Source organism: Actinoplanes sp. NPDC048967 (assembly GCF_040649415.1).
In the GTDB taxonomy this organism is placed as follows: Bacteria; Actinomycetota; Actinomycetes; order Mycobacteriales; family Micromonosporaceae; genus Actinoplanes.
This window is the reverse complement of record NZ_JBEZFL010000001.1, coordinates 1,274,371-1,288,601: the sequence shown is the minus strand read 5'-3', so window position 1 is coordinate 1,288,601 and position 14,231 is coordinate 1,274,371. Positions and strand designations below refer to the sequence as shown.

Here is a 14,231-nt window from a genome sequence, read left to right as displayed (position 1 = left end):
CTGGTTCGGTCTCGCCTGTTGATGGAGCTCGGCCCGCTTCGTCGGGCTCCGCTGGCGCTCATCGTCGCGCCGGCCGGGTTCGGGAAGACGACGCTTCTCGCGCACTATGCGCATGCCTTCGACGGTCCTGTCGTCTGGATCACCGCTGATTCCGGTGACACCGATCCTCACACCCTCAACCGGCGCCTGCGCCGGGCCTGCCCGGTCAGCCTGCCCGTTCCGCACCGGCCGTACGATCTTGTCGAGTTCGCCGAGAATCTCGGGGCCGGGCTGCGCCAGGACACCCTGCTCGTGATCGACGACGCGCAATGGCTGGAAGGGTCCGACGGTGAGCGCGCCGTCGAGCGGATGCTCGTCGCCGCCCCGCCGCAGTTGCACACCGTTCTGGCCGGGCGCCGCATGCCCGGCGTCAACACGGCCCGGCACGAGCTCACCGGTCTGCTCACCGTCGGTCCCGACCAGATGCGGTTCCGGTCCTGGGAGGCCGAGGAGCTGCTCCGTGACGTCTACCGTGAGCCGCTTCCGCCCGGAGACATCGCCGCGCTCACCCGCCGGGTCGGTGGGTGGCCCGCCGGACTTCATCTTTTTCATCTTTCGACCCGCGGCCGGCCGCTGGCCGACCGCCGGGCCGCCGTCGCCGCGCTCGACGGGCGAGCGTCACTCTGCCGCGCCTACCTTGCCCGTACGGTGCTCGCCGACCTCCCCGCCCACCTGCATTCCTTCCTCATCCGCACCGGGGTTTTCGACACGCTCACCGGGCCGCGCTGCGACGAGCTGCTCGGCCAGCGGGACAGTCACCTGATCCTGGCCGAGCTGGAACGTCTGCAGGCCTTCACCACCAGCGCCGACGGCGGCTGGACCTATCGGTACCACGAGGTGCTCCGGTCGCATCTCGCCGCCACGCTGGTCGACGATCTCGGCGATGACGGCGCCCGGCAGTGGCACGTGCGGGCGGCGCAGATCCTGGAGCGGGAGAACGCGCACGCTGAGGCCGCCCGCTCGTACGCGCGCGCCGGCCGCTGGTCGAGCGTGCGCCGGCTGCTGGGCCGGCTCGGGCCGGGCCTGATCGCGGACGGTGTGGAGCCGTGGCGGGACGTGCTGCCGGCCGGGCTCGTCGCCGAGGATCCGTGGCTGATGCTCGCCGAGGGCCGGCACCGGTTCAGCCGGGGGCAGCTGGTCGGGGCCATCGAGTCGTTCCGGCACGCGCACGGGCTGTTCACCGATGCGGACGGGCGGGCGCACTGTCAGCAGGCGCTGGCTCGGGCGAACGTCTGGTTGGCCGGCCCGCAGCGGGCCCAGGGGGCGTGGCCGAACTGGTTGCGGGCTGCCACCCAGGGGCACCCGGCGATGGTGGCCGGGCGCGCCGATGAGCTGCCCGGTCCCGGCGGGCGGCTGGTACGGGTCGTCGCCCGTACCCTGGCCGGTGATCTGCTCGGGGCCCGCCGCGAGCTTGCCGCGACGGACGCGCAGGTGCCGGGGATCCTCGGGATGGGTCTGCGGCTGGTGCACGGCGCGGCGCAGGCCGCCGCCCACTCACCCGCCGGGCTGGTCACCTTGGCCCAGGTCGCGCTGGAGGCCGAGCACGAGGCGCCGTGGCTGGCGCGGATGGCGCGCGCGGCCGTGGCCGTCGACGGCAGCGAGCACGGCGCCAAGACGGCGCTGGCGATCGCGGAGGAGTGCGCGCGCGAGGGTGACGCCTGGGGCGAGGTCGTCGCGGCTGCGCTGGCCTGGCTGCCGCACGCCGGGAGCGCCGATCCGGCTGAGATCGCCGATCTCGTACGGCGGTGCCGGCAGCTGGACGCCGCGGTGTTGCTCGCCTGGGTGCAGGCCGTGCACGCGCTGGCCGCGGCCGTGGCGGATCTGCCCGACGCCGAGCTGCTGGCCGCTCAGGCCGCGGCGGTGGCCCGGTCGGCCGGGGTCCCGGGTGCGCGGGCGCTCGCGTTCGCGGCGACGGCCGGCGTGCCGGGGTGCCCGCCCGGGTCGGCGGCGCGGGCGCGGAGTTTCGCCGCCGAATGCGGGCTGCCCGGCAGCCTGACCGAGGCGTGGCTGGACGCCGCCGAGCCGCCGTACGCCGGGGCCGGTGCGGCACCGCCGATCACCGTGCGATGCCTGGGTGGCTTCAGCGTCGAGCGGGCCGGGCTGCCGGTGGACCAGTCGATGGTCAAGCCTCGCGTCCGCAGCCTGTTGCGCCTGCTGGCCATGAACGCCGGGGCCGCAGTCCACCGGGATGCCCTCGTGGAGGCGTTGTGGCCCGGCCTGTCGCCGGCCACTGCCGCGCACAACCTGCACGTCGCCGTGTCCAGCCTGCGCAAGCTGCTGGAGCCGGAGTCCCCGCGCGGGCACGCCCGGCTGCTGGTGCGCGAGGGCGACGGCTACCGGCTGGCCCTGCCGCCACCGTCCTCCTGCGACGTCACCGAGGTGCGCGCCGCGCTCGACGACGCGCGCCGCCGGCAGCTCGGCGGGGACCGGGCCGGTGCGGTGCAGGCCCTGCGGGCGGCGGTCGGTGGTTACGGCGGCGACCTGCTGCCCCAGGACGGTACGGAGGAATGGGTGGTCCGCGAACGCGACGTCCTGCGTACCGCGGTGGCCATCGCCGCTGCCCAGCTCGCCGCGTACGAGCTGGACGGGGGTGCGGCGGTCGCGGCCATCGTGGCGGCCGAGCGGTGCCTGGCCATCGACCGGTACCACGACGAGGGCTGGCGGGTGCTCGTCGCGGCGTACGAGCGCAACGGCGACCTGGGCGCCGCCCAGCGGGCCCGCGGCCGCTATGCCGAAGCCCTCGCCGAGCTGGGCATCTCGTCGCGGGCCGGTCACTGATCGCGGTGCACCCGGGCCCGGCCGACGGCGACCGACTCCGCCCGGACCGTGACCGGTACGTGCGCCGGCAACGAGTCCACGATCAGCGTCCGGATCCGGGCCGGGTCGACCGGGGCGCCGGCGCGGGTCCGGACCGTCACCTCGATCCGGGGTTCCGGCGTGCCCGGCAGCCGTGAACCGGGGTGCGGGGACCAGCCGCAGCCGCCGGTGTCCACCACCTCGACGGTGCCGCCGGTGAGCAGCTCGACGTGTTTGGCCAGGCCGCGCCGTGTGCCGCGCCACCGGTGCAGCTGCACCGCCTCAGCCACCAACGCCCGCCGCTGCGCCGGCGGCCACGTCCCGTCCAGCGGGTACGCGACCCAGCCGGCGAGCCAGTCGAGAAAGTCCTCCGGCGCCAGGTGCGGGTCGAGGTACGCGGCGAAGCTGTCCAGGGTCAGCAGCGCCGGGGCCAGCACCTCGTCCAGCGCCGCGGTGAGCTGCTGGACGAACTCGTACTCCTGGTAGACCGCCGGCAGGGTCTGGGCGATCGGATGGGCGGTCGGCGCCCGGTCGAGTCCCGTACGCATGTTCATCCTTCGGTGATCCTGATCTGGTGGCCGCGAGAAATGACCAGGCCGTGCGACGGCAGGTCGATGCGCTGCACCGGCCGCACGTCGGGTGAGCTGCGCGCCCGGGCCTCGTACAGCTGGACGTCCTCGACCAGGTCGACCCCGGGCAGCCGCTGGAGCACGGCGAAGACCTCGCCGGACTGCACCGGCCGGCCGAACGGCCAGCCGGTGCCGTCCGGGCCGCCGACGACCGGGTTCAGGTAGCGGTACAGCGCTTCGGTCGCCTGGCTGAGCAGCGTGTCGCGAGTGATACGCGTCCGCGCGTGCAACTGCGCGACCACCGTGACGCCCAGGTAGTACGGCGGCTCGACCATGACGCGGGCGCCGAGGCACCGCCGCTCCTCCAGGTAGTCGGCGATCCGGGCGAGAGTCTCGTCGCTCGGCTGCGGTTCGGCCGCGGCGGGATCCAGCGCCTCGGACACCTTCGGTACGACCAGCAGCCGCACCGCCCCGGGCTGATCCGGCACCGGTACGCACTTGACCCGGGCCACGTCCGGCGCGGCCTCGCGGGCCAGGTACTCGTAGTCGTCCACGGTCACCGCCCGGTCCCGGGTCCGCAGCAGCAGCGGCCCGCGCAGCGCCGCGTCGGCCACCGATTCGCCGTCGACTCCGCCGCTGCCCGCCCGCCGGTTGGTCACGCTGGTCACGAACGGCACCGGATCACGCTGTACGCGCAGGACGTTGCGGGCCACGTTGCCGCGCTTGCCGCCGCCGGTGCGGTACCGCGGCACCCGGATCGGCGCGGCCTTCGGCGGGACCTTGCCGTAGTAGCGCAGGGTGCCGTCCGGCTCGCGGGTCGCGGGCCCGAACACCACCTCGCCCTGCACCCGGTCGACCATGAAGTGCGGGTCACCTGAGCCTGAAGCGGCGAACGTCTGCACCTCCTGCCACTGCTCCCAGTCGTTGCCGCCGGCGACCTCGACGACCAGATCACCGGTGGCGGCCACCGGCCGGCGCTGCAACGGGAAACGCTGACCCGGTACGCCCTCCGACATCCCGACCACCTCGTGCTCCACCGTGTCGGAGTGCTCGGCGCCGATCGTGCCGCCGATGGTCGCGGCGCTCACCCCGAGGATCCCCGGAGTGTTGGTGTAGTACGCCTGCTTGGGCCGTGGTTCGACCGTCCGGCAGCGCAGCCAGCCCGCGCGGTGCCGGCCGATCAGCGACACGACGTGCGACGGCGGCACGTGCAGCACCACGTCGCCGGGCTTGTTGAGGCCGCCGGTGTCGTCCCGGTCGACCTCGCACGGCGCCCATTCCGTACCGGTCCAGGCCTCCCACTGCAGCGGGGGATCGTCGGGCCGGACACCCACGCCGCGGACCGGGCAGTCGAGCCGGAGCAGCACCGCGCACCGGGGGACCGCGGCCGACAGTCCGAACAGGACCGCGTCGCCGATACCGGGCGGCTGCGCGAAGCACTCCACGCCGGCCCCGCCGCGCAGATCCTCGGTGCGGTCGAACGGCTGACCGCCCGCGCTCCAGGTCATGATCCGCGACAGCGAGCACGGCACGATGAACAGGTCGTCGCGGGTGTGGAAGACGACCGGTTCCTCCGCCTCGGTCTGCACGCACGCCACTTCGGCGCCCGCCGGAACCGTCACGGCGGCGTCCCGCGCGGCCGACAGCCAGAAGGTGACGTCGCACCGGGCCGCGGTCGGCGGGAACAGCCGCAGTCCGATCAGCTCCAGGAACCGCAGGTAGTGCAGGTCCGGGACCCGGTTGAGGCGGTAGATGAGCTGGTCGACCATCATGGCGAAGGTCTCGATCAGGGTGACTCCCGGATCGGAGACGTTGTGGTCCGTCCATTCCGGACAGTTGCGCTGCACCAGGCGCTTCGCCTCGTCCACGAGGTCCTGGAAGCGGCGGTCGTCGAGGTTGGGGGCCGGCAGCGACATCAGACACCGTCCTGCTCGATAGCGCCGTCGCCGCCGTCGTGGGCGGGGATGACGTAGAAGGGGAAGACCAGGTTGCGCGGATCGTTGTCGCCGCGGATCAGGTAGCGGATCTCGATGAGCAGGGTGCCGCGGTCGGCCCGGTCGAAGGACACCACGACGTCGCTGACCACGATCCGCGGCTCCCAGCGGTCCAGGGCCAGCCGCACCTCGTACGCGATCTGCCCGGCCGTGGCCGCGTCCGCCGACGCGAACACCAGGTCGTGGATGGCGCAGCCGAACTCCGGCCGCATCGGCCGTTCCCCGGGGGCCGTGGCCAGGATCAGCTGGATGCTCTCGATCACCTCGCGCTCCCCGGCGACCAGCGCGATCGAGCCGGTGACGTCGGTGTGCACCGGGAAGGCCCAGCCGGCGCCGATGAACTCCTCGCGCATCTCAACCTCCGATCAGCACGGTGAAGCAGCCGGCCACGATCGGCGCCCCGCAGGCGGCCAGGTCACCCATCCGGGCAGCGGGCATGCCACCGATGAGCACGGTGGGGCAGCCCGGCGGGGCGATCGGGGTCGGCGGATGCACGGCCGGCGGCGGGAACGAGCACGTGTGCAGCCCGCCGACGGTGGCGGCCGGCAGCCCGCCGATCAGCACGGTGGGCACGCCCGGCGGCGCCAGCACGCCCGGGTGACCGGTGGGATCGCCGACCCTCGCCGCCGGTGGCATCGTGACCGTCTCCTCTAGTTGATCCGGACGATTCCGCCGCGCACGGTCAGCGCGCCGCCGGCGGTCAGCTCCGCGGTGCTCTGGCCCGCGATCTTCACCTGCGCGCCCTTGAGGTCGAGCAGCCCGGCCCCGGCGTCGACCGTGACGCCCATCCCGCTGATCTTCACCGGGCCGGCGCTGGTCAGCTCCACGGTGTTCGCGGTGCCGTTCAGCTTGAGCAGCAGCTTGCCGCTGCCGGTGCGCAGCAGCACCGCGTCGCCGCGCGGGGAGTCGATCAGCTCCAGGCGGTGCCCGGTCCGGCTGACGATCGCCCGTACGCCGATCTCGCCGCTCGCGTCGTCGATGGCCGGCACCTCGGTGGCCGGCGGGGTGTCCTTGCCGTTGTGCAGCCCGCCGAGCACGTACGGCGTGTCCAGGTCACCGCCGGCGAACCCGACCAGCACCTCGTCACCGACCTCGGGCAGCACGAAGAACCCGCGGTCGCGGCCGGCCCCGGCGTGCACTGTTCGGGCCCAGCCGCTGGTGAAGTCCTTGGACAGCCAGGGCAGCGTGACCCGGACCCGGCCGACCTTGAGCGGATCCCGGACGTCACTGACGATGGCCGGTACCAGCCCGCCGGTCACCCGCGGCGTCGTCGCCTCGGCGCCGCCGGCGACCAGCCCGTAGAGCGAGCGTTCCTGGCGGCCGGACACGGTGAACGCGGTGGTGTAACCGGCCTGGTCGCCGAACTGGTGCCGGGTGCTGGTCAGCGTGTACTTGCCGGCGAACGGCTCGCCCAGGCCGGCCAGGGTGACGGCCGTACCGGCGCGCAGCCTCGGGTTGCCCTTGGCCACACCGTCCAGCTCGGCGCAGGCACCACCGACCTGATCGGCGAGGGCCTGCGCGGCCGCCTTCACCTCACCATGATTGTGGTAAGCCGCACCTGAGGCCAGCAGCGGCGGGCTGCCGAAGGTCCGCGCCATCGCCACCGGGTCCAGGCCCGCCACCTCCGTACCCGGGACGCGGGGAACGGCGGTCGCGGTGAGCTCCTGCTTCTGATCGGCGTTCCACCCTCGCGCCTCCACCTCGGGCACCTGCTCGGCCGCGCTCAGGCAGGCCCGCAACGACACGAGGTTCCGGTTCACCTCAAGCACCAGTGGATCCCGGGTGGCGGCCACGGTGGTCGGCGGCGCCCCGGTGGGCGGATCCGGTACGCGGAAGTCCAGCGTGCTGTCGACGACGGTGAGCCGGGCCCCGACCAGGTAGGCCAGCCGGCTCAGGAACTCCCAGTCGCTGACGTTGTCCTGACTCAGCTGGGCGTCGGACTGCCCGCCGGCCCCGGAACCGGCCTCGATCCGGCCGGCCTTGAGACCGGCCCGGTCGGTGACCTTGCGGACCACGTCCGGGATGGTCATGTTCGGGTACGCCGCCACTCGCCGGCCCCGGAACAGCCGATGCGCCCGGTCCAGCGCGCGCACCTCGGTGAACGTCCCGCCCGGGTCGATGTCGACCTCCAGGGCGGTCACCTCACCGATCATGAGCGGCTGCGGCGGCCCCGGCTCGGCGGTCTGCACCTTCACCGTCAGCACCGAACCGATCTTGACCTTGGCCTTGGCCAGAACGAGCTGCTCCGGGTCCCGGAACCGCAGTACGCAGAGATCCGGCAGGTGCACGCTGTCGTCCACGTAGGCCTGGGTGAGCAGCGACATCACGTCGGCCGCCAGGGCGGAACCGTCGAGCTCGACGATCAGCGTGTTGGCGAAGCTCTCGTTAGCCATGGCTGAACCCCTCGGCCACCAGCTCGTCCAGGGCGGGCAGCAGGAGCCGGGTGCCAGCGCGGAGCCGCATCGGGTCGTCGATCCCGTTGGCCTCGGCGACGGCCCGCCACAGGTTCGGGTCGCCGTACGCGTGGAACGCCACCGACGGCAGGGTGTCGCCGGCCACCACCACGTGCCCGTCCCGGGCCGCCAGCGCACCGGAGGTCGGGTTCTGACCGCCCCGCTCACCGGAAATCTCCTCCAGCGTCACGGTGCACACCGCCCGTACCGGATTGCCGCTCGGGGTGAAGAGCGTGTACTTCGCGGTGACGCTGCTGACGAAGCCCGGGAAGCCGGTCATCCCGCCCCAGCGGAAGATGACCCACGGCGGCGACGCCTTCTTCGCCTGCCGGCTCTTGTCCGTCGGCACGCAGCAGGCGAAGAGCTGATCGACGATCTTCGGCACCCGGTCGTCCATGGTGTCGGTGGCGTCGAAGAACATCTCCAGGGTCAGCTTGCTCGGATCGGAGCCGGTGAACTGGACCGGCCCGCTCTTCGGCGCGCTGCGCTGGTTCTCCCGCGACCACTTGGCGTTCTTGGTCAGGCTCAGCTCCTTCGGATTGAACTGGAAGTCGATCCGGCCGAGCCGTACCCCGCTGGGCGCGGCGGTGCTGCCGTCCGAGGGCGGCTCCCGCAGCTCGAGGTACGCATGCTGCAGGTTGGCCGGCGCCCCGGTCGCCGACGGTGCGGCGCCGGCGGCGGTGAACGTCACGGGAGAGGTCATCGCGGCCCGCCTCAGGCCCCGGCGCCGGGCGCCAGGAAGCCGTGGTGGGCCAGCTCGAGGGTCTCGGTGGCCACCTTCGGCGAGTCGGCGCTCAACTGCGGCCCGGTCCACCGCACCGGAATCACCCCGGTCAGCGCCCACCGGGCGATGACCGTGCCCTCCTGGGTACGCGCCTCGATGGTCGCGGTCCGGCGCTTGACGCCAGTGGTCATCTCGGTGAAGTACCGCAGAATCCCGGCGCTGGCACTGGTCACCGGCCGGGACAGCTTGACGTTCGAGTACTTCATCCGGGTCGGCAGCTGCCAGACGACGCCGTTGCTGCCGCCCTCCTCCCGCTGCTCCATGACGACCTCACAGCCCAGACCGTCACAACTGTTGAAGGAGCCGAGGTTGTCGTCGTCGATGCTGACGACAAAGCAGACGGCCACCGCCTCATCGTTGTCGGTCATGGTGGCACTCCCTCTCTCGGACGCCTCAGCGCCGCAGGTCGGTGATCAGGCCGCGACGGTCCCGGTCCTTGCGCAGCTCGGCCCGGAGCCGCCGGTAGAGCGGGTCGAACAGAGTTTTGAGCAGCTCTTCCGGCGAGGGCGGGGCGGGTGGCGGCTGCGGGGGTGGGGTGGCGGTTATCGGTGGGCCCTCGGCCGGGAGCGGGACCTCGGTCGACGCGGCGGCTGCCGGCTCGGCGGTCGCCTGGATCACCTGTACGGCCCGTTGGACGGTCTCCGGGGTCGGAAGCGGCGGCGAGTCGTCAGGCCACGAGACGATCGTCGGCATCCCGGGGGAGGTGACGGGACGGGGTGGGGTGAGCTGGGTTGTCGCTCGGCCGGGTCGTGAGGCGGTCGGCATGGCGATGGCGGTGGTGCGTTGCGCGGAGACGAGCGGGGGGTGGTCGGGGAGCAGGCTGGCCATCGGGGGTGGTTCTTCGATCGCCCGGGCGAGGGGGAGCACGGGTTGCGGCTGTGACGGGGTCGGCTCGTTGTGGGGACCGGGCGTTGCGTGCTCGGTGTCCGGGAGGCGAGTCGTCGGGGCCGAGTCTCGGGTTGAGGTCAGCATCTCCAGGGTGTCCTGAGCTTCAGCTCCGGCGGTCGGCCGGGTCCCGATCCGTTGCAGGGTCGAGGATGTGGTGAGGGGCGGACCGATGGCGCGGGTAGGCCCGGCCGGTCGATCGGGCAGCGTGGGGCGTGGGGGCGCCGGGAGTACGATCGGCGCGCCGAGGCCCAGCCGGCGCGGGGGCGGTGCGTCGCCGAGCGTGGTGCGCTGGGTTGTGGCCGGCGGCTCTCGTCCTGGGGTGAGCGACCTCATGGAGACGTCAACCTCACGCTGGACAGCTGAAGGTAAGGGCAGATCCACCGGTTGCGGAGATCCATGATGGGTGGTTGGCGGCTGGTCGATGGGGTGATGGATCGGCGCGGAGGGTCCGACGTTGTGCTCGACAGGCGGCTGGGTGAGGGACCGGACCGGCAGCGGTGGAGCTGCGGCGAGCTGGATCGCCTGCGGTGGGTCGGTGAAAGGCTGGATCGCTTGCGGTAGGTCGGTGGAGGCCTGGACCGTTTGCGGTGGGTCGGTGGTGGGCTGGATCGCTTGCGGTGGGTCGGTGGAGGGTTGGATCGCTTGCGGTGGGTCGGTGGAGGGTTGGACCTTTCGCGGTGGCTCGGTGGAGAGCTTGACCGTGTGCGGTGGCGGGGTGAGGTGCTGGACCGGTAGCGGAGGTTCGCTGGAGGCCAGTGGCGGCGGCTCGGCGCTCTGCTTGGACCTGGGGAGCGGGTCGGATGCTTTCGTTTCTACCGGCGGCGGCTCGAAGGCACGTTGAGCGACTGGTAGCGGTGGTGAGCCTGCTTGGTCTGGCGGCGGCAGAAGAGCCGCATTGCGGCTCACCTCAGGTTCCGGTGAAGGCTGGCTTGGCGGCACATCCACCGCGCGGCGGTCCGGCGGCAGCTGGTCCACCGCGCGCTGGGCGGGAGATGTCGGACTCGCCGCAGGCTGACGCGGTTGGGGCGGGTCTACTGCATGCTGGGCCTGCGGTACCGGGCCGGCTGCGTGCCTGGCCGGCGGCACCGGGCCTACCGCCCGCTGTGCCTGCGCCGCCGGGTTGACCGCCCGCTGCGCCTGCAGTGTCGGGCCAGCTGCGTGCTGGGTCGGTGGTAGCGGGTCGACCGCGCGTTGGGCTTCCAACGCTGGGCCAGCTGCGTGCTGGGTCGGTGGTAGCGGGTCGACCGCGCGCTGGGCCTCCGACGCCGGGCCAGCCGCGCGCCGGGCGGGCGGCAGTTGACCTATTGCATGCTCGGCGGGCGACTTCGGGTTGGCGTCAGGCTGATGTGGCGGGGGCGAGCCCATCGCGCGCTGGACGTGGGGCATCAGGTCCGTTGCCGGCTCGATCAGCGGGAGCGGGTCTGCCGCGCGTTCGGTCGGCGACTCCGGGCTTGCGGAGAGGTGAATCGGCGCCGACGGGTTCACTACCCGCTGCATCTGCAGCACCGAGATCGCCGCACGCGGAGCCGGCGGACTCTCTGTGGGTGAGGTCTGCCTGTTCATGGAAGGGTGAACTGCAGCTGCCGACGGATTCGTCACCTGCGGAACCAGGACCGGCGACCCCGCACCGGGCGTATCGGTCGCAGCAACCGCATCCCGCGCGGGTGTGTCGTCCCCGATATTCATCGTGGCTTCATCCACTGTGGCCGGACGCTTGGCCGTCCACCGCTGGACGAATGCACTCAACCGCCCGCCACCACTTGACGGTCGCTCCGGTTCCGCCGCCACCGGCGGCGCCGGCGTCATCGGGACCGCCTCGACCACTCCGGACGGCTCCTCGGGCGTGACCACATGACCCAGCGGCGCCAGGAATCCGGGGCTCTGCCACGACGCCAGCTCTCCGGCGAACCGGCCCGGCGGGTCGATCAGCGGATGCTCCCCGATGACCCGCTGCACCGGCGGTAGATCCGCCCACTCCCGCCGCCTCGCCACGACCGGAGGCGGTACGGTCGCCTCGCGCTCGGCGGTCCGCCGCCACGGCCACATCTGCGCTCACCGTCCCTCGCTGATCCGCGTGTTGAGCTTGGCTATCTCGCCGACGAAGCGGCGGCGTTCGGCGTGTTCCAGGTCGAGGATGTCGTCCAGCGGCCAGTGGAAGTGGTACGCGACGTACGCGACCTCCTCGTAGAGGCGGCCGGCCGCGTACGTCAGGATTCCCCCAGGCGCCCACCGGCCAGGTCTATCGCGAAGCGGTGGCCGCATTCCGGGCAGGCGACCGCCGCCCGGGTGTGGCCCTCGCTGTTGATCCGCCGGTAGAGGTCCTGCAGGAAGGCCAGGTCGCCGGCGAAGAGCTGTTCCATGATGCCCGCGTGCACGTCGGTGATCGGGCCGATCCGGGTGACGACCCGGGCCAGCAGCACCACGGTCAGGTACGCCGGGTTCTCCCGTACGCGGTCGTCGCGCAGCGGGACCAGTTCGTCGCGGGCGGTGGCCAGGCGCATCGAGCCTGACCGATGCACCGTTCCTGATCCGTCGACGTAGCCGCGGGGCAGCTCGAAGGCGAACTCGGTGCGCAGCGGCTCCGGGCGCGCCTCCTGCTGCTCGGGCCGGGACTCGGGCTGTTCGACCGTGGCGATCGTGCGCCGCATGGCTACTCGACTTCCATGCGCTCGTACGTGATGACGATCTTCTCCGTGAGCACGCTGGTGTCGCCCGCCTTGAGGGCGCCGATCTCCAGGCTCTTCGGCCACGCGTTGGTCAGCTTGTAGCGTTTGATCGCCGTGCCCTCGTAGTCGTACACGATGATCGCGCCGCCTTTGCGGGCGTCGGCCATCTTGCCGAACTGGGCCGCCTGGACCCATTTCTCGAAGCTGTTGTCACCGGTCAGGCCGCGGGTCAGTGTCACCTCGCCCGCCTTGGGCCGGCCCGGCAGCTTCTTGATGACGTACTTGCCGTCGCTGGTGTTCTGCTTGAGCTCGATGACGTCCTGCTCCATCTTGAGGCCGCTGACCTCGTTGATCTGCTTGATGACGACGCCGTCCACCTCGAGGCCGAACGCGTGGCCTACCGCTTTGTCGAGTTCGTCCATGGCTGGGTCTCCTCCTCCGACGAGAGTGACGACTACTCGCTGACCAGGCTGTTGCCGCCGGACATCTGGGCCAGGCGGAAGATGACGAACTCGGCCGGCTTCACCGGGGCGACGCCGATCTCGCAGATGACCTGGCCGGCGTCGATGCTCTCGGCGGGATTGGTCTCCCGGTCGCACTTGACGAAGAACGCCTCGGTCGGGGTCAGGCCGAACAGTGCGCCGCTGTTCCACTGCAGCACCAGGAAGGCGCTGATGGTGCGGCGTACCTTGGCCCACAGCGCGTCGTCGTTGGGCTCGAACACGACCCACTGGGTGCCGTTGAGGATCGACTCCTCCAGGAAGTTGAAGAGCCGCCGCACGTTGAGGTAGCGCCATTCCGGGTCACTGGAGAGGGTGCGGGCACCCCAGACCCGTACGCCGCGGCCCGGGAACGCGCGGATGCAGTTGACCCCGTTCGGGTTCAGCAGCTCCTGCTCGCCGCGGGTCAGGTGCGTCTCCAGGGCGATGGCGCCGCGGATGACCTCGTTCGCCGGCGCCTTGTGCACGCCGCGGGTGGCGTCGTTACGGGCCCACACCCCGGCCACGTGCCCGCTCGGCGGGACGAAGACGTTGGTGCCGGTGGCCGGGTCGAAGACCTTGACCCATGGGTAGTACAGGGCGCCGTAGGCGGTGTCGTAGCCGGCCAGATCGGTGCGCCACTCCCGCATCTGCTGCGCGGACAGCGACGGCGGCGGGTCGAGGATCGCCATCCGGTCGCCCATCTGCTCGCAGTGGGCGATCATGGCGAGTTGGACCGCCTTGACCGACTCCAGGTCGACGATGCCGCGGTGGTACGCCCCCATCAGGTCGGGCGCCGACACCATGGTGATCTCGTCGATGGCCTCCAGGCCGCCGACCCCGGTGCGTTCACTGGCGTCGCCGACGTAGTCCTCCGTACCCATCTGGCGGGGCGTCGCCGGTGCCGCGGGCGCCTCCCGCAGCGCAACCGTGCCCCGCGGCGGCGTGGTCACGCTGTCCGCGGCCGCGGACGGCTCCTCCAGCGTGATGAGCTTCGACCGCTCACGGACGGCGGTCACGACGTTCTCCTTGCCGCGCTTGACCGTGACGCCGTCGTACGTCTCCACGACCCGCCCGCCGCGCTTGACCACCAGGTTGAAACGGTCCTCGGCGGGCGGCTGACCCTCGGCGGGCGGCGGCGGATCGGTCACCTCGACGGAGATCTCGGCCGGCGAGCGGCCCGAGCGGGTCTCCTTGGCGACCACCCGGTACGGCCCGAGCATCGCCTGCGGCACGTCGGACTTGCCGTTGCCCTGGTCGCGGGCGCCGCCGAGCCGGACCACATAACAGTTGCCACCGCCGTTGAGGAAGTAGCCGTACACGGCGTGGGCCAGGTAGCAGCCTTCGACGAAGTCGCCGAACTGCTCGGTGAACTGGCTCCAGTTGGAAACCAGGGTCGGCGAGTTGAACGGGCCTTGCGACGCGAACCCGATGAAGCCGGCGACGGCCGTGCCGACCCCTTCGATCGGCCGCGAGCCGGAGCTGACCTCCTCGACGTACACGCCGGGGGACAGGTAGGTGGGCATGGCGCCTCCAGGTCTGGGCTGGTTCTCTCGATGGTTT

The 14,231-nt window shown here is 72.1% G+C and carries 13 protein-coding genes; 1 reads left to right on the top strand and 12 read right to left on the bottom strand.

What is annotated here, in order from left to right:
* Positions 1-21: 21 nt before the first annotated feature.
* Entirely contained in the window at positions 22-2,817 is a 2,796-nt protein-coding gene (locus AB0C12_RS05960) for a winged helix-turn-helix domain-containing protein (protein ID WP_360544622.1), read from the top strand.
* Here the strand turns inward: AB0C12_RS05960 and AB0C12_RS05955 are convergent.
* From AB0C12_RS05955 to AB0C12_RS05900, 12 genes are all read right to left on the bottom strand, one after another.
* The gene (locus AB0C12_RS05955) at positions 2,811-3,383 is read right to left on the bottom strand and encodes a phage tail protein (RefSeq protein ID WP_360544620.1); all 573 of its coding nucleotides are present in this window, start codon (positions 3,381-3,383) and stop codon (positions 2,811-2,813) included. The two genes, AB0C12_RS05960 and AB0C12_RS05955, sit on opposite strands and share 7 nt — an antisense overlap.
* A gap of 2 nt (positions 3,384-3,385) precedes the next feature.
* Positions 3,386-5,320 carry a putative baseplate assembly protein gene (locus AB0C12_RS05950; protein WP_360544618.1) on the bottom strand — a complete coding sequence of 645 codons (1,935 nt, stop codon included), beginning with the start codon at positions 5,318-5,320 and terminating at the stop codon, positions 3,386-3,388.
* Entirely contained in the window at positions 5,320-5,751 is a 432-nt protein-coding gene (locus AB0C12_RS05945) for a GPW/gp25 family protein (RefSeq protein ID WP_360544616.1), read from the bottom strand. The genes AB0C12_RS05950 and AB0C12_RS05945 overlap by 1 nt, the downstream gene beginning before the upstream one ends.
* Before the next feature lies 1 nt (position 5,752).
* Positions 5,753-6,034: a PAAR domain-containing protein gene (locus AB0C12_RS05940; RefSeq protein ID WP_360544614.1), complete on the bottom strand. Its 282-nt coding sequence runs from the start codon at positions 6,032-6,034 to the stop codon at positions 5,753-5,755.
* 14 nt (positions 6,035-6,048) lie between these two features.
* Complete coding sequence (locus tag AB0C12_RS05935) at positions 6,049-7,791, bottom strand: VgrG-related protein (RefSeq protein WP_360544612.1); 1,743 nt, start codon at positions 7,789-7,791, stop codon at positions 6,049-6,051.
* Positions 7,784-8,554 (bottom strand): LysM peptidoglycan-binding domain-containing protein, encoded by a 771-nt coding sequence (locus tag AB0C12_RS05930; protein WP_360544610.1) that lies wholly within the window; start codon positions 8,552-8,554, stop codon positions 7,784-7,786. The genes AB0C12_RS05935 and AB0C12_RS05930 overlap by 8 nt, the downstream gene beginning before the upstream one ends.
* Before the next feature lie 11 nt (positions 8,555-8,565).
* Complete coding sequence (locus AB0C12_RS05925; protein WP_360544608.1) at positions 8,566-9,003, bottom strand: phage tail protein; 438 nt, start codon at positions 9,001-9,003, stop codon at positions 8,566-8,568.
* A 25-nt stretch (positions 9,004-9,028) separates the two neighbouring features.
* Positions 9,029-9,463 (bottom strand): hypothetical protein, encoded by a 435-nt coding sequence (locus AB0C12_RS05920; RefSeq protein ID WP_360544606.1) that lies wholly within the window; start codon positions 9,461-9,463, stop codon positions 9,029-9,031.
* Positions 9,464-11,575: 2,112 nt separating this feature from the next.
* Positions 11,576-11,785: a DUF6760 family protein gene (locus AB0C12_RS05915; protein ID WP_360544604.1), complete on the bottom strand. Its 210-nt coding sequence runs from the start codon at positions 11,783-11,785 to the stop codon at positions 11,576-11,578.
* Entirely contained in the window at positions 11,731-12,171 is a 441-nt protein-coding gene (locus AB0C12_RS05910; protein WP_360544602.1) for a hypothetical protein, read from the bottom strand. Before AB0C12_RS05910 ends, AB0C12_RS05915 begins: the two co-directional genes overlap by 55 nt.
* A 2-nt stretch (positions 12,172-12,173) precedes the next feature.
* Entirely contained in the window at positions 12,174-12,611 is a 438-nt protein-coding gene (locus tag AB0C12_RS05905; RefSeq protein ID WP_360544600.1) for a phage tail protein, read from the bottom strand.
* A 32-nt stretch (positions 12,612-12,643) separates the two neighbouring features.
* Positions 12,644-14,194: a phage tail sheath family protein gene (locus tag AB0C12_RS05900; RefSeq protein WP_360544598.1), complete on the bottom strand. Its 1,551-nt coding sequence runs from the start codon at positions 14,192-14,194 to the stop codon at positions 12,644-12,646.
* Between the last annotated feature and the right edge of the window lie 37 nt (positions 14,195-14,231).